This is a genomic window from Microbacterium sp. NPDC058021 (assembly GCF_042885955.1).
Taxonomy (GTDB): domain Bacteria; phylum Actinomycetota; class Actinomycetes; order Actinomycetales; family Microbacteriaceae; genus Microbacterium.
Genome location: NZ_JBHVRF010000002.1, coordinates 14,719 through 31,659 on the forward strand (window position 1 = coordinate 14,719; position 16,941 = coordinate 31,659).

Sequence of the window (16,941 nt, forward strand, 5' to 3'; positions counted from 1 at the left end):
CGAATGCCCGCTCCAGCAGCTCGGCCGTCACCGGCGTTGTCGTCGACGAACGTGCGCAGCAGCGGCTCGTAGTTGCTCACAATCATGCGTTGTCAGCTCTGCCTCTTCGCGGCCTTTCATGCGTCGATGCCCGCGAACACCTCGTCGAGCGCGTCGGCCGCGATTTCGACAATCAGGGCGGGGCGCTTCGCGTAGTGGCCTTCGGTGATCGCCGCGTCACTGTGCCCGAGCAGATCGCGTGCGACTTCGACGCCGGCCGTGTCCGATACCGCCGCGGCGACGGCCTTGCGGAGGCTGCGGAAGGTGAGGTGCTCGGCGTTGACCCCGATAGACAAGAGCTCCGGCTCGAACTCGCGGCGGAACATCCGTAGCAGCCCGCCGACTGCGCTGGGGTCGCGCGGACGGCCGCGCTCGGTGGTGAACAGCACGTCCTCGGGATTCCGTTCGGGATCGGGAACATGGCTGGCCACGAGTTCGCTCAGCACCTTGGCGGCGAACTTCGGAACGCGAAGCCAACGCTTCTGCCGCTCCGCCTTGGGCGAGTCCTGGCGGAACAGGCCGCGGGACTTCGTGCGAACCATCGTCCCCCCGACCCAGACGAGCGCCTCCATCGTGAGGCTTCCATCCAGCTGCTCCACCGCCTCGAACCGAACGTCCTGGAACCGGATCGCAATGGGCTCCGCGGTCCTCTCGGAGGTGCCGAGCGTGATCAGGATGTAGTCGGCGAGCAGCTTGTAGTTGGGCCGTCGGCCCACCGGATACCGCGCCCGGTGTCGCTCAGGCCACTCGTCACGGATGAGGTGGAGGATGTACTTGACCTGTACCGCGTCGAGTTCGAAGTACACCGTGTCCGGCTCATCCGCTCGCCGGGTCGCGCGGATGGGGTTCGCCACGACGACCGCTCCATGCCGTGTGTGCTGGATCGACCCGGCAGCCGAGAAGTGTCCCTGCTGGATCGCCCAATCGAACATGAGCGACATCACGTTCCGAACCTTGTTTGCGGTCGTCACCGATCTCTCCCGTGCGATGTCCATGAGTAGTCCGTCGGCGCGATCGGTGGTGATGTCGGCGATAGGGATGGCTCCGGCGCGCGGGGTGACATGCGCTCGGACCACCGATGCGTAGCCATCGACGGTCTGCTCGCGGCGTTGGCGCAACACTCGCGGGTCGTCGTCGTGATACGCCGTCTTGAGCCACGCCGTCGCCAACTCCGCTACGGTCATGACCTGCGTGCGTGGTGCCAGGACTCGACCGACGGCAACATCGGCCGCTTCCTGCAATGCGGCCAGCGCCTCGGCTTCGGTCGCTCCGCTGCCGGTCGGACGACGCTCGCGCCCGTTACCGTCGTAGACGCGTCCTCGCGCGATCACGAGACCGCTCGGCTCAACGGTGTAGGTCACCTTGCCGAGTTCGCCAAGCGCGCGTTTCGGCCGCGCCATCAGTCGGCCGCCCTGTCCATGGGAGCCACGATCCGCACTGCGATGAACGCCTCGATATCCTCATCGCGGTAGCGGACGTTGTGCGCCGAGAGTGCGACGAACGGCAATCCGAGACCTCGGCTGCGCGCGCGCTCCGTCCGCCAGTCAGCGAGCGTCCTGATGGGGATGCCCGTATAGTCGGCAAGCTCCTGCGGAGTCCAGAGGCGAGGGCGGTCGGCGCTCATATCAAACAGGTAGGCGGCACCTCCCGTAAACCCCCAGGAAGACCCGTAGGGCGGCCAAGAATCGGCAAAACGGACAGGTTCTCGGACAGCCGCAGCAGCGACCCACCCCATGCTCAGCATCGCACTCCCCTTAGTTCGCAGGGAGTACGATCCTGTGGAACACCCTCCGAATCTCAGATCCTGAAGCCGAGCTGTACTTCGGAGTCTGACGACCGATCGACCTGTGGCCCTCCGGATCCCGCTCACGCGGGGCCCGGAGGGCCACAGTCATTGCACCGACCGGTGGCTCGGCGCTGTCGCGCGGCTCAGCCGCCGGGCAGCAGTTCGGCCACGAGGGTCTCGACGCGCCGACGGATCTCGTCGCGGATCGGGCGCACGGCTTCGATCCCCTGTCCTGCGGGGTCGTCGAGGACCCAGTCCTCGTAGCGCTTCCCTGGGAAGATCGGGCAGGCGTCGCCGCACCCCATCGTGATCACGACGTCGGACTGCCGCACCGCGTCGGTGGTGAGCACCTGAGGAGTGTTCGCGGCGATGTCGATGCCCTGCTCGGCCATCGCCGCGACCGCGACCGGGTTGATCTCGTCCTTCGGCGCGGACCCCGCCGAAAGCACCTGGATGCGCGGTCCCGCCAGCTCTCGCAGGTAGCCGGCGGCCATCTGGGATCGACCCGCGTTGTGCACGCAGACGAACAGGACGGTGGGGGTGTCGGTCATGATGCTCTCCAGGTGTCAGTCGATGCCGTTGCGCGCACTGCGGCGCTCGATGAGGACGGTGTCGCGCCACGTGCCGGCGTGGGGGCCGACACCGGCGCGGGCGATGCGCTCGCGCCGCCCCACGACGCGGAACCCGGCCGCCTCGTGCAGCCGCAGGCTCGCGGTGTTCTCCGGGAAGACGCTGGACTGGATCGTCCAGACCCCCGCATCGTCCGCGGCATCGACGAACGCGCTCAGCAGCAGCCGGCCGATGCCGCGTCCGCGCGCGGCGCGGTCGATGTAGACCGAGTGCTCGATCACACCGCGATACACCTCGCGGGTGGAGACCGGCGACGCCGCCGCCCAGCCGTGTACGCGGGAGTCGCGGTCGTCGGCGGCCACCAGGCGCAGCCCGGGCAGCTTGGCGGCGTCGAAGGCGTCCCAACCGGGCGTGCGCGTCTCGAACGTCGCTTCGCCGTCGTCGATGCCCTGCCGGAAGATCTCCGCCACCGCGGGCCAGTCCCCCGCCGTCATCGGCCGCACCGAGATCACGAGCAGCAGCCGCCCGCCTCGTCGGTGGAGCAGACGCCGGTCGTGGGAAGGGTGAGCTCTACCCGGGATGCCGCGGCGGTGTCACCGGCCAGCCATGCCGTGACCGAGCGCACCTGTTCGTAGCCGGTGGCGAGGAGGAACGTGGGCGCCCGGCCGTAGGACTTCATACCCACGAGGAAGAACCCAGGCTCGGGATGAGTGAGCTCGTGGAACCCGTGCGGCTCCACCGTGCCGCAGGAATGCTCGTTGGGGTCGATCAGCGGCGCCAGCCGGCGCGGCGCCTCGACGATCTCATCCAGGTCGAGGCGGACCTCGCGCAGCATGGCGAGATCGGGGCGGAAACCCGTTGCGTTCACCACGACGTCGGTGACGTGCGCGGCCGCTTCGCCCCGCCGCAGACCGACCAGTTCCACTCGGCCGTCGACGCGGCGGGCGCGCAGGATCTCGAAGCCGTCGACGACCGAGATCTCGCCCTGAGACACCGCAGCGTCCACCCGGCTGCCGAGGTCCGCACGGCCCGCCAGCTCGTCGTCGGGCGACGATGACACCCGCACCGCCTGGGCGTTGCGGATCAGCCAGGTCACGGTGGTCCCCTCGTCCTCCCGGGCCAGCGAGACCAGGCCCAGCAGCGTGTTTGCGGCGGAGTGCCCGGCGCCGACGACCGTCACGTGTCGCCCGGTGAAGCGGCCGCGGTCGCCACCCAGCACATCCGGCAGCGCGCGCGTGACGCGGTCGGCGATGTCGTCCATCCCCAGCAGGTCGAGTCCGCTGGAAGAAAGCGGGTTGGGTGAGCGGTACGTGCCGGAGGCGTCGATGACGGCGCGCGCGCCGGTCTCGCTGACCGCGCCGGATGCCGAGCGCAGCCGCAGCACGAACGGGGTCGCTGCCCGTGCCCGGGTGCGCGTGCGGTCCATGCCCTGACGGGCGACGGCGAGCACTTCGACGCCGGTGCGCACATGCGCCGCGATCACGGGCACCTTCGCGAGTGGCCGGAGGTAGCGTTGCACGAACTCCGCCCCGGTGGGTGCACGCTTCGGCGCGGGCGATTCCCAGCCCTCCGCTTCGAGGAGCCGGCGCGAGGCCGGGTCCACGAGATGCCGCCACGGGGAGAACAGACGCGTGTGCCCCCACTCCTGGACGCTCGCCGCCACGTCATCGCCGGCTTCGTACACGACGAAGTCGATACCGCTTTCGGCGAGGTTCGCAGCCGCGGCCAGCCCGATCGGTCCCGCACCGATGATCGCCACCGGCAGCGCTTCGATCGCCCGGTCGGACGGGGTGCGCGGGATCAGGTCCACGAGGGTCATGGGGTCTCCAGGAGATATCGACGATGTTCGATGTCCAGTTCTACCCAGACTATCGATGCCTGTCAATATCGAGTACCATCGATGCATGGCGACCCCCGCGCTCCAACTCACGGACATCACCCCGCCCGCCGGCTCGTGCGGTGTTCCGCTCCTGCGCGAACCCCTCTCGGCCGCCGAGGCCGAGGCGCTCGCGACGACGATGAAGGCGCTGGCCGACCCGGCACGCCTGCGCCTGCTGTCGATCGTGGCGGCATCCGACAACGCCGAAGCGTGCGTCTGCGACCTGATCGAACCGCTCGGACTCAGCCAGCCCACCGTGTCCCATCACCTCAAGGTCCTCACCTCCGCCGGATTCCTCACCCGCAGCAAGCGCGGGACGTGGGCGTACTACGCGCTCGTGCCCGGCGCGATGGACCGCATCTCACAGCTGCTCTCGGCGCACAGCTGAGGTGGCGCCTCACGCGCGCCCGGCTCGGCTGGGGACGCTGGACCGCCTGCTGCCGGTGTGGATCCTGCTCGCGATGGCCGCCGGTCTCGGGCTGGCGGTGTTCGCGCCGGGGTTCGGGCACTTGCTGCACGCGGCATCCGTCGGCTCGATCAGCCTGCCCATCGCGCTCGGTCTGCTGGTGATGATGTACCCGGTGCTGGCGAAGGTGCGCTATTGGTCGGCGGCCGTCGTCGCAAAGGATCGGCGCCTGCTGGTGTCCTCACTGGTCCTCAACTGGCTCGTAGGCCCCGCGCTCATGTTCGCGCTCGCGTGGCTGCTGCTGCCCGACCTTCCGGAGTACCGCACCGGACTCATCATCGTGGGGCTCGCCCGCTGCATCGCGATGGTGCTCATCTGGAACGACCTCGCCTGCGGCGACCGTGATGCCGCGGCGTTCCTCGTCGCGGTGAACTCGGTCTTCCAGGTGATCGCGTTCGCCGCGCTGGGCTGGTTCTACCTGCAGGTGCTGCCCGCGTGGCTGGGCCTGCAGACCACCAGCGCCGATTTCTCGGTCTGGGCCATCGCGATCAGCGTGCTGGTCTTCCTCGGCATTCCGCTCGTGGCAGGCATGCTCTCCCGGACGCTCGGCGAACGACGGCGGGGACGCGACTGGTACGAGACCGTCTTCCTGCCCAGAGTCGGCCCGCTCGCCCTCGGCGGCCTGTTGTACACGATCGTCCTGCTGTTCGCGCTGCAGGGGCGGCAGGTCATCGAGCAGCCGCTCGATGTCGCGCGGATCGCGGTGCCGCTGCTGGCCTATTTCGCGGTGATGTTCGGGCTCGGCTTCCTCGCGGGCAAGGCGATCGGCCTGGGCTACGAGCGCACGACGACGCTCGCGTTCACCGCCGCGGGCAACAACTTCGAGCTGGCGATCGCGGTGGCGATCGGCACGTTCGGCGCCGCGAGCGGTCAGGCGCTCGCGGGCATCGTCGGCCCGCTCATCGAGGTGCCCGTGCTCGTGGGACTGGTCTACGTGGCGCTCTGGCTGCGTCCGCGAGTCTTCGTCGCCGAGCCGCGCGGGGCCGGGGCGCCGCGGGTTGACGCGAGCGAATCCCCGCGAGCGGTGGCCGCTCAGCCGTAGAAGAGCTTCTCGAACACCCGACGCGCGCGCCGTGTGGTGCCGAGGTAGTCCTCCTCGACGCGGGTCGCCGACCGCGGCGGGTACTCCAGCAGTCGGCCGATCCCGTCCAGGCGCCGCCGGTCGGTGGGCAGGATGTCGCTCGTCTGCCCCGACAGCAGCGTGTTGGCCGAGCGCAGGCGGCTCGACAGCCGCCACGCCTGGGCGAGCCGCTCCGCCGCGGAATCCGGAACAAGACCCGCCTCGACGGCGGCCTGCAGGGCGGCCATCGTCGAGGTGGTCCGCAGCCCAGGAAGGGCGTGGGCGTGCTGCAGTTGCAGCAGCTGCACGAGCCATTCCACGTCGCTGAGCGACCCCGGCCCGAGCTTCAGATGCCGGGAGCGGTCGGCGCCCTGTGGCAGCCGCTCGTTCTCGACACGCGCCTTGATGCGCTTGATCTCGCGCACCGCCTGCGGGTCGATGGATTCCGGATAGCGCACGACGTCCGCGACCCTCGTGAACGCGTCGATGAGCTTCACACTTCCCGCAACGCCCCGCGCGCGCAGGAGCGCCTGGGCCTCCCACGACACCGACCACCGGCGGTAGTACTCCTCGTAGGCGTCGAGCGAGCGCACGAGCGGCCCGTTGCGGCCCTCGGGCCGGAGGTCCGCGTCGAGGTCCAGCGGCACGCGGTTGTCCTCGGAGTGGGCGCGCAGGCCGGCGACGAGCTTGAGGGCGAGTTGGTGCGCACGCTGCGGGTCGACCCCGTTGGCGCGATAGACGTACAGCACGTCGGCGTCGGAGCCGAAACCGAGCTCCGCTCCCCCGAACCTGCCCATCGCGATCACCGAGAAGTCCAGCTCGGCATCCTCCGGCGGCACCACCTCGCGGCGGACCGCGCGCAGCGTCGCCTGGATCGTCACTTCGGTGACGGTGGTCAACGCGTGGGCGATCTGCTCGATCGTGAGGTCTTCGAGCATGGATGCCATCGCCAGCCGCAGTAGCTCGCGTCGCCGCAGCGCCCGGACGGCCCGCATCGCGTCCTCGATCGTGGTGTGGCGTGCCTGGATGGCCCGCGCCTCCTCCTCGAGCACGACACCGGCACGCGGGCGCAGCTGCTCGCCGGAGTCCAGCCAGGCGACCGACTCGGGGATCCACTCCATCAGCTCGCCGACGTATCGCGACCCCGACAGCACGTGGGTGAGGCGTTCGGCGGCGCCCGACGAGTCGCGCAGCATCCGCAGGAACCAGGGGGTGTCCCCCAGTCGCTCACTGATGCGCCGGAACGCCAGCAGGCCGTAATCGGGATCCACACCGTCGGCGAACCACCGCAGCATCACCGGCATGAGGTGCCGCTGGATCGACGCCTTGCGGCTCAGGCCGCTCGTGAGGGAGCCGATGTGGCGCAGCGCTCCTGCGGGGTCCTGGAAGCCGATCGCGGCGAGACGGTCGTGGGCCTGCGCCATCGACAGCGCCTGCTCCTCGGCGGGGAGGGCGGCGACGGCGGACAGCAGCGGCTTGTAGAACAGGCGCACGTGGATCTCGCGCACCTCGCGCTTGACCGACTCCCACAGCGTCCACACGCCCTCGCTGGTTTCGGCCAGGTGCGAGGCGCGGGCGAGTTCCCGCAGCCCTTCCGGCGTGCGGGGCATGAGGTGCGTGCGGCTGAGCCCGCGCAGCTGCAGGCGATGCTCCAGCACACGCAGCACGCGGTAATCGCGGGCGAAGACGGCGGCGTCGGCGCGCGCGATGTAGCCCTCCGCGACGAGGGCGTCGAGGGCGTCGAGGGTCCCCCGCTGCCGGATGGCCTCGTCGGCCAGTCCGTGCACGAGCTGCAGCAGCTGCACCGTGAACTCGATGTCCCGGATGCCGCCCGGCCCGAGCTTGAGCTGGTACGGGACGTCTTCGGCGGGGATGTGCTCGGTGACCCGCTCGCGCATGCGCTGCACACTGTCGACGAAGTTCTCGCGCGCCGCACTCGTCCAGATCTTCGGCTGCACCGCGGCGACGTAGCGCGCCCCGAGGTCGGGGTCGCCGGCGAGCGGGCGGGCCTTCAGTAGCGCCTGGAACTCCCAGCTCTTGGCCCACCGGTCGTAGTAGGCCAGGTGCGAGTCGAGGCTGCGCACGAGCGCACCCTGCGTGCCCTCGGGGCGCAGGTTCGCGTCGACCTCCCAGAGGGGAGGTTCGATCTCGACACTCGAGATGCCGCGCATCGTGAGCACCGCCAGGCGGGTGGCGATGTCGATGGCGCGGCTCTCACCGAGCTCGGTGAGCAGGGCGTCGTCGGCGCCGCCGACGAAGATGACGTCGACGTCGCTGACGTAGTTCAGCTCGCGTGCGCCCGCTTTGCCCATGCCGATGATCGCGAGCTGCGTCGCAGCGACGTGCTCCCGCGAGAACAGGCCGGGGCCGGTGGGGCCGCTCACCCGCGTGCGCGCGACGCACAGCGAGGCCTCCAGGGCCGCACCCGCGGCATCCGCCAGCGTCGCGGCGACCGCGGCCAGCACCTCTTCGGGATCGGGGCTCAGCAGGTCGAACACCGCGATGCGGGCGAGCATGCGCCGGTACCGCACGCGCAGGGCCACCCACGCCGCATCGTCCCCCTGCGCGGCGAAGCCCTCATCGGCGCCCACCGCCTGCAACAGGCTCGCGCGTAGCTCGTCCGCGGTCGGGAGGGTGCCGGGTCCGGAGGGCAGGTGCTCGAGCTCGGCGGGATGCCGCAGGAAGAACTCACCGAACCCGGTCGATGCGCCCAGCAGCGCCCACGCTGCACGCGCGGAGCCGGAGGGCTGGAACAGCGCCCGCACCGGCGCCGCATCGCGCCGCGCGACGCGAGTCAGGGCATCCAGCGCCCCGTTCGGATCGGCCGCGGCCTCCGCGTGCGCGACGAGCGTCGTCCGCTGCACCCCGAGGCAGTCCTCGAGCTCGGCGAACAGCGCATCGGCGTCGGCCAGTCGCGTGAATCCTCGGCGCGCCAGATCGGTCAGCGCGGACGAGCGTTCGTTCGTGGCCATGCGCGAGGGTTAGAGCATCTCCAGGTTGCTCTTCAGCTCGAACGGCGTGACCTGCGAGCGGTACTCCTGCCATTCGCGACGCTTGTTGAGCAGCACGTAGTTGAACACCTGCTCGCCGAGGGTCTCGGCGACCAGCTCCGACTCCTCCATGCGCTCCAGCGCCCTGTCGAGGCTCGCCGGCAGCGGCGAGTAGCCCAGTGCGCGGCGCTCGGCGTCGGTGAGCGACCACACGTTGTCCTCGGCCTCGGGAGGCAGCTCGTATCCCTCCTCGATGCCCTTGAGGCCCGCGGCCAGCATGAGCGCGTAGGCGAGGTAGGGGTTGGCCGCCGAATCGAGGCCGCGGTACTCCACCCGGGACGACTGGCCCTTGTGCGGCTTGTACATCGGCACGCGCACGAGCGCGGAGCGGTTGTTGTGACCCCAGCAGATGAAGCTGGGGGCCTCGTCGCCGCCCCACAGTCGCTTGTACGAGTTGACGAACTGGTTGGTCACCGCCGTGATCTCGGGTGCGTGGTGGAGCAGTCCCGCGATGAACTGGCGGCCCGTGCGGGAGAGCTGGTACTGCGCGCCCTCCTCGTAGAACGCGTTCATGTCGCCTTCGAACAGCGACATGTGCGTGTGCATCCCCGAGCCGGGCTTGCCGCTGAGCGGCTTCGGCATGAACGTGGCGTACACGCCCTGCTCGATGGCGACCTCTTTGACCACCGTGCGGAAGGTCATGATGTTGTCGGCGGTCGCGAGCGCGTCGGCGTACCGCAGGTCGATCTCGTTCTGGCCGGGACCGCCCTCGTGGTGGCTGTACTCCACCGAGATGCCGAGGTCTTCCAGCATCCGCACCGAGCGGCGACGGAAGTCGTGCGCGGTGCCGCCGGGGACGTTGTCGAAGTACCCGGCGGAATCCACCGGCTCCGGTCCCTCGGCGCCGTACGACGACGACTTCAGCAGGTAGAACTCGATCTCGGGATGCGTGTAGAACGTGAACCCCGCATCGGCGGCCTTCGCGAGCGTGCGCTTGAGCACGTGCCGCGGGTCGGCGACAGCCGGCTGGCCGTCGGGCGTCGTGATGTCGCAGAACATGCGCGCCGTCGGGTCGATCTCACCGCGCCACGGCAGGATCTGGAACGTCGTCGGGTCCGGGTGGGCGAGCAGATCGGATTCGTAGGAGCGGGTGAGCCCCTCGATGGCCGAACCGTCGAAGCCGAGGCCTTCGGTGAAGGCCCCTTCCACCTCGGCGGGTGCGATCGCGACCGACTTCAGGGTTCCGATCACATCGGTGAACCACAGGCGGACGAATTTGACGCCGCGCTCCTCGATCGTGCGCAGTACGAAGTCACGCTGCTTGTCCATCGCATCCCCTCCGGCGGGTGTCGCCTGGGGCCAGCCTACTGGTCGTCGGCACCCGTCCCGGTTCCCGGGGAGCCGCTTCCCCACGAGTCTTCACGCGACTCCTCCTCAGCCCACGCGCGCGAACGCTCCGCGAGCAGCTGCGGGGCGCGCGCTGCCTCCTCCTCGGTGTCGAACGGGCCGGCGCGATCGATCGCGGGCGATTCGAAACCGCGCTCCACCCTGCCGGTCGTGAGGTTGTACCAGTACTTCTCGGCATCGCTCGTCATGATCCACTCCCTCATCGGTTTGCACGGCCGATCCTACGAGGCCCCTCGGCAGGCTCGATAGGCTGGGACCATGGCGACCAACGCGACCCGTGCAGTCGGAGTGGACATCGGTGGAACCGGCATCAAGGGGGCTTTGGTCGACCTCGAGTCCGGTTCTCTGCTGAGCGACCGCGTGAAGGTGGCGACCCCCAAGGGGGCAGAGCCCGCCGACGTGCTGGCCGCCGTGCGCGTCGTGCTCGACACCCTCGGCGTCGCCGACGCGGACGTGCCGCTGGGCGTCGCCTTCCCCGCGATCGTGAAGCACGGGCGCACCCTGTCGGCCGCGAACGTCGCCGACACGTGGATCGGCTTCGAGGCGGAGAAGTTCTTCGAGGACGGCCTCGGCCGCGACATCCACTTCGCCAACGACGCCGATGTCGCCGGCGTCGCCGAGCTGCGCTTCGGCGCTGCCCGCGGCGTCTCGGGGCTCACGATCCTCACGACGCTCGGCACCGGCATCGGCTCGGCGATGATCCATGAGGGCGTGCTGATCCCCAACTCCGAGCTCGGCCACCTGCAGCGTGCGGGCGAGGCGACGGATGCCGAGGCGTTCGCCGCCTACTCGGCGATGGAGCGCGATCAGCTGGACTGGCCGGAGTGGGCCGCGCGCCTGCAGTGGTACTACAGCCACGTCGAGTTCCTCTTCAGCCCCGACCTGTTCATCGTCGGCGGCGGCGTGTCCAAGCACGCCGACCAGTTCCTGCCGCTGCTGGATCTCACGACGCCGATCGTCCCCGCCGTGCACCGCAACAACGCCGGCATCATCGGTGCCGCGGCCCTCGCCCTGGCAAGCGACGGGACGGATGCCGTGGCCGGCGTTGCCGACACGCTGGTGGACGCCACCGCGAACTGACGAGAGGGCGAATGGGCCGGCCTGTACGCCGGGTTCTGTTCGGGGGCCGAAGCCCCGTCGACGGTCATCTCTCTCGGCGACACGTTGCCGTGCCGCTCCAGCGGCCTACCCGGGGACTCGGCGGGCCGCGTCGTCATCCCCTGTCTGGCCTTGCTCCGGACGAGGTTTACCTTGCGGGTCGTGTCACCACGACCCCGGTGGTCTCTTACACCACCCTTTCACCCTTACCGGGACTCGCGTCCCGGCGGTCTGCTCTCTGTGGCACTGTCTCGCGGATCACTCCGGGTGGGTGTTACCCACCATCCTGCCCTGTGGAGCCCGGACGTTCCTCGGCGCGGTTTCCCGCTACGCGACCGTCCGGCCGACCCATTCGCGCTCCCGAGTCTAGCCGCGCTGCGGACCGCCTCCCGGCCGCGCACCATCCGACTCGTTGCCGCCCTCACCCGAGTGCGCTAGCCTCGCCCCATTGGGGAATGGGCACGGGGGTGCCCGCCATCAGCCTTTGGGGAGGCGTGATGACATGCGTGCATCATGTGCTGCGATCGCTCTAGCGACGCTCGTTGTTCTCGGTGTGCCGTCGGCGGCGTCGGCGGTCACGGTCGGCACCGCGGCGCCACCGGGTGTCGCCGCGATGTCGGCGGCGACGCCGGCGCCGGATCCGGGCGATGACGGCTATACGCCGCGACAGCCCGAGGAGCCGACGCTGGCGGGCTCGTTCGCGGTGGGCGAGTGCGCACGCGACGTGCCATGGATCGAGTACGCCGTCGAACTCACCGATCCCGACGCACAGGTCGCCACCCGCACCGTCACCCTGACGCTCAGCGACGGCGCGAACAGTACGACGCTGACCCTCGGCGAACTCGTCGACAACCGGCTGTCGGGGCGCGTGCTGTGGCCGGGTGCCACCGTGGACGCGAACGGCGACGCGGCGGGCTGGCCGGGCTGGGAGTACGTCGACGGCACGTGGGTGCCCACGAGCGACAACTTCGCCTGGACCCGCGGCGACATCACCGCGGTTCTCGACGTGAACCCGCAGCTGGCGGTGCCGTTGGCGTATCCACCCGCGAGCCCCGACTGCGTCTCGGGGGCGCAGGTCGCGGCCGCAGGTCTCGCCGTCACCGGCGGCGCGCTCGGCGCGCTCGTGCCCTTCGCCATCGGGGGCGGTGTGATCGTGCTCGGCGGCGCGGGTCTGCTGCTGCTGCGTCGCCGGCGAAGCTGACCAGACATGACCGGCAACGCGCGTGCGCGTCGCGGCGGGTCGGTGCGGGGCTGGGTGTGGGGCAGTGTGCTCATGCTGTGCCTGCTCCTGCTGGCCCTCGGCTGGCTCGCCACCCGCGTCGCGTCGGCGGCGCTCGGGTTGAGCCAGGTCGCCGAAGCCGTGCCGACGCTGTCGGCCGCGGCTCAAGTGGAAGATCTGGCGGGGCTCGGCGGTGCGCTGGACGGGTTGCGGGCCGACACGCATGCCGCCGCCGACGCCGTTGCCGACCCGTTGTGGGCGGTGGCCGAGACCATGCCGCTCATCGGCGGCGACTTCGCCGCGGTGGCCGCGGTCGCCCGCCAGACCGATGCCGTGGTCGGCGAGATGGTGCAGGTGGCGGATGCCGCCTTGTCGCTCGCCGCGCCCAACGAGGACGCTCTCGTTGACGTGTCCGCGCTGGCCGCCGCACACGCACCGATCGCGCGGGCCGCCGCTGCGCTGGTGACGGCGCACGGCACGCTCGGCGACATCGACGCGGCGGCACTGCTGCTGCCGCCGGTGACGCGGGGCGTGGCGGCGCTGCAGGACGCCGTGACAGCGGCGGAGCCGGTGATGACCGGTCTCGCGGATGCGACGGCGGTGCTCCCCGGCATCCTCGGCGCCGACGGACCGCGCACCGTTCTCGTGGTCATCCAGAACAATGCGGAACTGCGCAGCGGCGGCGGCATCACCGGGTCCTTCGCGCTGCTGACCGCGGACGGCGGGCGCGTGAGCCTGGTGGATCAGGCGGACTCCAGCGAGTTCGCGCACACGGCTGCCCCCGTCGCCGACGTGCCCGCCGGGACGACGGCGCTCTACGGCGACGTGGTCGGCCGATTCGTGCAGAACGCCTCGATGACCACCGACTTCACGCTCACCGCGACCCTCGCGTCCCGCTGGTGGCAGGACCGCGGTGGCGCCGCACCCGATGCCGTGCTGTCGATCGATCCCCTCGTCGTGCGGGCCCTGCTGGCCGTGACGGGGCCCGTCACCCTGCCCGACGGGTCGTCGCTCGCAGCCGACAACCTCGTGCAGCGGCTGCTCGTCGACCCGTATCTGACCCTGGACCCGGCCGCCCAGACGGTGTTCCTGCAGTCGGCGACACGGGCCCTGTTCCAGCGGCTGAGTGCGGGCGGAGTCGACGCGATGGCGTGGACGCGCGCCCTGGCCGGGCCGGTGGCCGAAGGCCGGGTGTCGCTGTGGAGCGCCCACGCGCAGGAGCAGGCGGTGCTCGCCGAGACGGTGCTCGCGGGCCCCGCAGCGCGCCATCGCGCCGCCGGCGGCGACGCATTCGCGGTGTACTTCAACGACGCGACCGGCGGCAAGATGGGCAGCTTCCTGCACGTGGACATCGCCACCGGCGCCGCCGTCTGCCGCGCCGACGGTCGCGCCGAGGTCGACGTGACCCTCACGATGAGCAGCAGCGCGCCCGGGGATGCCTTTCCCGGCCTGCCCCTCAGCATGACCGGCGGCGGCCTGTGGGGAACCGCGTGGGGTGACATCGGCACGAACGTGTCGGTGGCCGCGCCGGCCGGCTGGTTCGTCGGCGCCGTGCAGAAGAACGAGGTGGCCGAACCGGCGGTGGATGCCGTCGATGTCGGGTTCCCGACGGTCGTGGCCCAGGTGAACCTCTCCCCCGGCGAAGTCAACACGCTGTCGTTCCGCTTCACCGCCCCGGAGCCGGGCGATGCGTCCCCGACGCTGCTGCACACGCCGATGCTGAACGCCCCGGGCGTCACCACCGGTGCGCCCGTGGACTGCCGCTGACTCAGTCCTTCTGCGCGGTCGCGGCGATGCGCACGTCGAGCGGGAAATCGAGGGGGAACGCACCGAACAGCAGACGCGCGGCGGTCTGAGCGGCATCCGCGGCGGCGCGCGCCGCGGCATCCGCCTGCGCCGCCGGTGCGTGGATGATCACCTCGTCGTGCAGGAAGAACGCCAGGTGCGCGCGGCGACCGAACGCGGGGCCCGAACGCGGTGCGGCGTCGGCTTCGGGAACCGGCGGGAGCGCGGCGAGCCGGCCGCGGAGGTCGGCGAGCCACGCGAGCGCCCACTCGGCCGCGGTGCCCTGCACGACGAAGTTGCGGGTGAACCGCCCGCGATCACGTGCCCAGCGCCGGGCGCGCGTCTCGTCGGCCTCGGTCGCGTCCGGTTCGCCGGCGCGCGCCTGAGCGGCACGCCACTGCGGTGACGGCGGCGGTGAGGTGCGGCCGAGCCTGGTGGTGACGATGCCGCCGTCTTCGCCGATGCGGGCGGCCTCGTCGACGAGGGCCATCGCGCGCGGGAACGACCGTCGCAACGCCGGCACGAGGCGGCCGCTGTCACCCGTCGTGGCACCGTACATCGCGCCCAGCATGGCGATCTTCGCCTCGGCGCGGGTCTGCAGCGTCCCCCGGTCGACGATGCCGGCGTACAGGTCGCGGCCGCGGGCGGCGTCGGCCAGCGCCGTGTCGCCCGCCATCGCCGCGAGCACGCGAGGCTCCAGCTGTGCGACGTCGGCGACAACGAGCACCCACCCCGGGTCGGCGCGCACGGCGTCGCGCAGCTGACGCGGCAACTGCAGCGCGCCGCCGCCGGACGAGGCCCATCTGCCGGTCACGACCCCGCCGGGAACATAGACCGGGCGGAAGCGCCCGTCGTGGACCCACTCCCCCAGCCACCCCCAGCCGTTCGCACTCATGAGCCGCGCGAGGCGCTTGTACTCCAGCAACGGGGCGATGGCGGGGTGGTCGTACTCGGACAGCTCCCATTTGCTCGTGGACTGGGCGAGCACGCCGACCCGATGCAGCGCCCGCAGCAGCTTCGGCTGCGAGTCCAGCGACACGCCCGGGTCGCCGAGCGCGTCGCGTACCCGCGTCGCCGCGCGCTCGAGCTCGCGCGGCACCCCGCCGGGCGCGGGCTGCGGGCCCAGCATCTCGGTGAGCAGGGCGTCGTGGGCGGCTGCGTCCCACGGCAGGCCTGCGGCGCGCAGCTCGGCTGCGACGAGCGCGCCGGCGGACTCCGCTGCGATCAGCAGCCGCAGTCGGCCGCGGTCCTGCGCGCCCTCCAGCGCCGTGCGCTGGCGATGGAACTCCGCCAGCACGTCTTCGAGGGAGTCCGGAAGGGCGCTGCCCGGGGTCTTGTCGAGGTCGAAGAGGGTCGGCGCCACGTCGGTGACGTCGCTCGCCGCGGCATCCCACGCATGGGCCGCACGCAGTGCCGTGGCGTCGGTGACCGACGCGCTGTCGCGAAGGATCGCGTGACTCAGCCGCAGATCGTGGCAACGGGCGACACGCACGCCCGCGACCAGCAGTGAGTCGTACCAGGTCGGGGTGTCGTTCCAGACCCAGCGCGGCGCGGCGGTCGACTCGACTTCGGCGACCCAGGCGGTGAGATCGGCGATGGTGCGGCGATCGATCTCGGCGCCGGCGTCATCCAGCCGGACGGCGGTGGTGCCGTCGGCGGTGCGGCCGACGACGACCCACGTCGGCGTGCGGTCAGTCCCGGCCACCGGACACGGCGGTCACAGGCCGGACTCCTCCGTGCGCACCAGGATGGCACCGCATTCGGGGCACATGACGACGGCATCCGCCGCGGTCTCGCGCAGCTGCTGCAGGTCGGTGCCGGAGAGCACCATGCGGCAGGCCTCGCACGTGCCACGCCGCAGCAGAGCGGCGCCCGTCGAGCGCGCCGCGGTGCGGTCGTAGAGGGCGACGAGTTCGGCGGGGAGCGAGGCGACGATGGCGGCGCGGTCGCGCGTGGCCTCGTCGATGCGGGCGGTGGCCTCGGCGACGACGGCCTTGGCCTCACCGGACAGTCGGGCGCCCTCTTCGTTCGTCTGCGCGATCAGCGCCTCCTGCGCCGCCACGTCGGCGTCGCAGCGCTCCAGGCGCTCCATGATCTCCAGCTCGGCGTCCTCCAGCGCGCTCTTGCGCTTGGCCAGCGACGCGATCTCGCTCTCGAGGCCCTGCGCCTCCTTGGCATTGGCGCTGGTCGCAAGGCGCTGGGCGTCGCGATTGCTGCGGGCCTCGACGACGGCGACGTCGGATTCGATGCGGGAGAGCTCGGTGCGTGCGTCGTCGCGGACGCCCAGCATGCGCGAGAGCTCCTGCTGGTAGGCGTGACGCTGCGCCATCAGCTCTTTCACGCGCGCGGTCTGCGGCGGCTGGGCGCGCATGCGCTCGGCCTGGCCGATGCGGGCGTCGAGGTCGGCGATGTCGAGGAGTCGGCGCTGGTCGGCGGGGCTGGCGTTCACGTGTCCAACCTACCTCCCGTCGGTCGGCCCGGCCGAGGCCTAGGATGACTGGTGGCCGGTTGGCGCAGCGGTAGCGCAGCTCCTTTACACGGAGAAGGTCACCAGTTCGATCCTGGTACCGGCCACACACCTCCTCGCCTGCTCGGCGACGGTCCGACGTTGCACCGGTGGAGGCCACAGGAGCCTACCGAGT

General features: G+C 71.1%; 15 protein-coding genes, 1 tRNA gene and 1 other RNA gene. 6 read left to right on the plus strand and 11 right to left on the minus strand.

What is annotated here, in order from left to right; all coding sequences use genetic code 11:
- Window positions 1-116: 116 nt before the first annotated feature.
- From xerC to ACFVR6_RS03430, 5 genes are all read right to left on the minus strand, one after another.
- Window positions 117-1,439, minus strand: a complete 1,323-nt coding sequence (xerC, locus tag ACFVR6_RS03410) for a site-specific integrase (protein WP_386958861.1) — start codon at window positions 1,437-1,439, stop codon at window positions 117-119.
- Window positions 1,439-1,663, minus strand: a complete 225-nt coding sequence (locus ACFVR6_RS03415) for a helix-turn-helix transcriptional regulator (protein ID WP_257506122.1) — start codon at window positions 1,661-1,663, stop codon at window positions 1,439-1,441. Before ACFVR6_RS03415 ends, xerC begins: the two co-directional genes overlap by 1 nt.
- 305 nt (window positions 1,664-1,968) lie before the next feature.
- The gene (locus ACFVR6_RS03420) at window positions 1,969-2,376 is read right to left on the minus strand and encodes an arsenate reductase ArsC (RefSeq protein ID WP_386958863.1); all 408 of its coding nucleotides are present in this window, start codon (window positions 2,374-2,376) and stop codon (window positions 1,969-1,971) included.
- 15 nt (window positions 2,377-2,391) lie between these two features.
- On the minus strand, window positions 2,392-2,889 hold the full coding sequence (locus tag ACFVR6_RS03425; RefSeq protein WP_386960224.1) for a GNAT family N-acetyltransferase: 498 nt from the start codon (window positions 2,887-2,889) through the stop codon (window positions 2,392-2,394).
- A 14-nt stretch (window positions 2,890-2,903) separates the two neighbouring features.
- Window positions 2,904-4,214 carry an FAD-dependent oxidoreductase gene (locus ACFVR6_RS03430; protein WP_386958865.1) on the minus strand — a complete coding sequence of 437 codons (1,311 nt, stop codon included), beginning with the start codon at window positions 4,212-4,214 and terminating at the stop codon, window positions 2,904-2,906.
- Window positions 4,215-4,299: 85 nt separating this feature from the next.
- Here ACFVR6_RS03430 and ACFVR6_RS03435 point away from each other — a divergent pair, with 85 nt between their 5' ends.
- The gene (locus ACFVR6_RS03435; protein WP_386958867.1) at window positions 4,300-4,662 is read left to right on the plus strand and encodes an ArsR/SmtB family transcription factor; all 363 of its coding nucleotides are present in this window, start codon (window positions 4,300-4,302) and stop codon (window positions 4,660-4,662) included.
- 1 nt (window position 4,663) lies between these two features.
- A complete protein-coding gene (arsB, locus tag ACFVR6_RS03440) occupies window positions 4,664-5,782 on the plus strand; it encodes an ACR3 family arsenite efflux transporter (protein WP_386958869.1) in 1,119 nt (372 codons plus the stop codon).
- Here the strand turns inward: arsB and ACFVR6_RS03445 are convergent.
- The 3 genes from ACFVR6_RS03445 to ACFVR6_RS03455 are packed head-to-tail and all read right to left on the minus strand — an operon-like array spanning window position 5,773 to window position 10,385.
- Window positions 5,773-8,772, minus strand: a complete 3,000-nt coding sequence (locus ACFVR6_RS03445) for a bifunctional [glutamine synthetase] adenylyltransferase/[glutamine synthetase]-adenylyl-L-tyrosine phosphorylase (protein ID WP_386958871.1) — start codon at window positions 8,770-8,772, stop codon at window positions 5,773-5,775. The genes arsB and ACFVR6_RS03445 overlap by 10 nt on opposite strands.
- A 9-nt stretch (window positions 8,773-8,781) precedes the next feature.
- Entirely contained in the window at window positions 8,782-10,119 is a 1,338-nt protein-coding gene (gene glnA / locus ACFVR6_RS03450) for a type I glutamate--ammonia ligase (RefSeq protein ID WP_386958873.1), read from the minus strand.
- A 35-nt stretch (window positions 10,120-10,154) separates the two neighbouring features.
- Window positions 10,155-10,385: an SPOR domain-containing protein gene (locus tag ACFVR6_RS03455; RefSeq protein WP_386958875.1), complete on the minus strand. Its 231-nt coding sequence runs from the start codon at window positions 10,383-10,385 to the stop codon at window positions 10,155-10,157.
- 70 nt (window positions 10,386-10,455) lie between these two features.
- Here ACFVR6_RS03455 and ppgK point away from each other — a divergent pair, with 70 nt between their 5' ends.
- A complete protein-coding gene (gene ppgK, locus ACFVR6_RS03460; RefSeq protein WP_386958877.1) occupies window positions 10,456-11,277 on the plus strand; it encodes a polyphosphate--glucose phosphotransferase in 822 nt (273 codons plus the stop codon).
- A gap of 8 nt (window positions 11,278-11,285) precedes the next feature.
- Here ppgK and rnpB read toward each other — a convergent pair.
- Window positions 11,286-11,646, minus strand: an RNA gene (gene rnpB, locus ACFVR6_RS03465) — RNase P RNA component class A.
- Between the two features lie 151 nt (window positions 11,647-11,797).
- On the opposite strand from rnpB, the gene ACFVR6_RS03470 reads away from it, so the two are divergent.
- Both ACFVR6_RS03470 and ACFVR6_RS03475 read left to right on the plus strand, forming a co-directional pair.
- Entirely contained in the window at window positions 11,798-12,496 is a 699-nt protein-coding gene (locus tag ACFVR6_RS03470; RefSeq protein ID WP_386958879.1) for a cell wall protein, read from the plus strand.
- A gap of 6 nt (window positions 12,497-12,502) precedes the next feature.
- Entirely contained in the window at window positions 12,503-14,281 is a 1,779-nt protein-coding gene (locus ACFVR6_RS03475; protein ID WP_386958881.1) for a DUF4012 domain-containing protein, read from the plus strand.
- Window position 14,282: 1 nt separating this feature from the next.
- On the opposite strand, the gene ACFVR6_RS03480 is transcribed toward ACFVR6_RS03475, so the two are convergent.
- Window positions 14,283-16,004, minus strand: a complete 1,722-nt coding sequence (locus ACFVR6_RS03480) for a bifunctional 3'-5' exonuclease/DNA polymerase (protein WP_386958883.1) — start codon at window positions 16,002-16,004, stop codon at window positions 14,283-14,285.
- Between the two features lie 12 nt (window positions 16,005-16,016).
- Complete coding sequence (locus ACFVR6_RS03485; protein ID WP_386958885.1) at window positions 16,017-16,748, minus strand: zinc ribbon domain-containing protein; 732 nt, start codon at window positions 16,746-16,748, stop codon at window positions 16,017-16,019.
- 53 nt (window positions 16,749-16,801) lie between these two features.
- Between ACFVR6_RS03485 and ACFVR6_RS03490 the strand changes: the two genes are divergently transcribed.
- Window positions 16,802-16,873: transfer RNA gene (locus tag ACFVR6_RS03490), tRNA-Val, on the plus strand.
- Window positions 16,874-16,941 lie beyond the last annotated feature (68 nt).

Excerpts from the sequence above, each read along its gene's own strand:
- xerC (WP_386958861.1), bottom strand. The coding sequence starts at position 1,439 with ATGGCGCGGCCGAAACGCGCGCTTGGCGAACTCGGCAAGGTGACCTAC.
- ACFVR6_RS03415 (WP_257506122.1), bottom strand. The coding sequence starts at position 1,663 with ATGAGCGCCGACCGCCCTCGCCTCTGGACTCCGCAGGAGCTTGCCGAC.
- ACFVR6_RS03420 (WP_386958863.1), bottom strand. The coding sequence starts at position 2,376 with ATGACCGACACCCCCACCGTCCTGTTCGTCTGCGTGCACAACGCGGGT.
- ACFVR6_RS03425 (WP_386960224.1), bottom strand. The coding sequence starts at position 2,889 with ATGACGGCGGGGGACTGGCCCGCGGTGGCGGAGATCTTCCGGCAGGGC.
- ACFVR6_RS03430 (WP_386958865.1), bottom strand. The coding sequence starts at position 4,214 with ATGACCCTCGTGGACCTGATCCCGCGCACCCCGTCCGACCGGGCGATC.
- ACFVR6_RS03435 (WP_386958867.1), top strand. The coding sequence starts at position 4,300 with ATGGCGACCCCCGCGCTCCAACTCACGGACATCACCCCGCCCGCCGGC.
- ACFVR6_RS03445 (WP_386958871.1), bottom strand. The coding sequence starts at position 8,772 with ATGGCCACGAACGAACGCTCGTCCGCGCTGACCGATCTGGCGCGCCGA.
- glnA (WP_386958873.1), bottom strand. The coding sequence starts at position 10,119 with ATGGACAAGCAGCGTGACTTCGTACTGCGCACGATCGAGGAGCGCGGC.
- ACFVR6_RS03455 (WP_386958875.1), bottom strand. The coding sequence starts at position 10,385 with ATGACGAGCGATGCCGAGAAGTACTGGTACAACCTCACGACCGGCAGG.
- ppgK (WP_386958877.1), top strand. The coding sequence starts at position 10,456 with ATGGCGACCAACGCGACCCGTGCAGTCGGAGTGGACATCGGTGGAACC.
- ACFVR6_RS03470 (WP_386958879.1), top strand. The coding sequence starts at position 11,798 with ATGCGTGCATCATGTGCTGCGATCGCTCTAGCGACGCTCGTTGTTCTC.
- ACFVR6_RS03475 (WP_386958881.1), top strand. The coding sequence starts at position 12,503 with ATGACCGGCAACGCGCGTGCGCGTCGCGGCGGGTCGGTGCGGGGCTGG.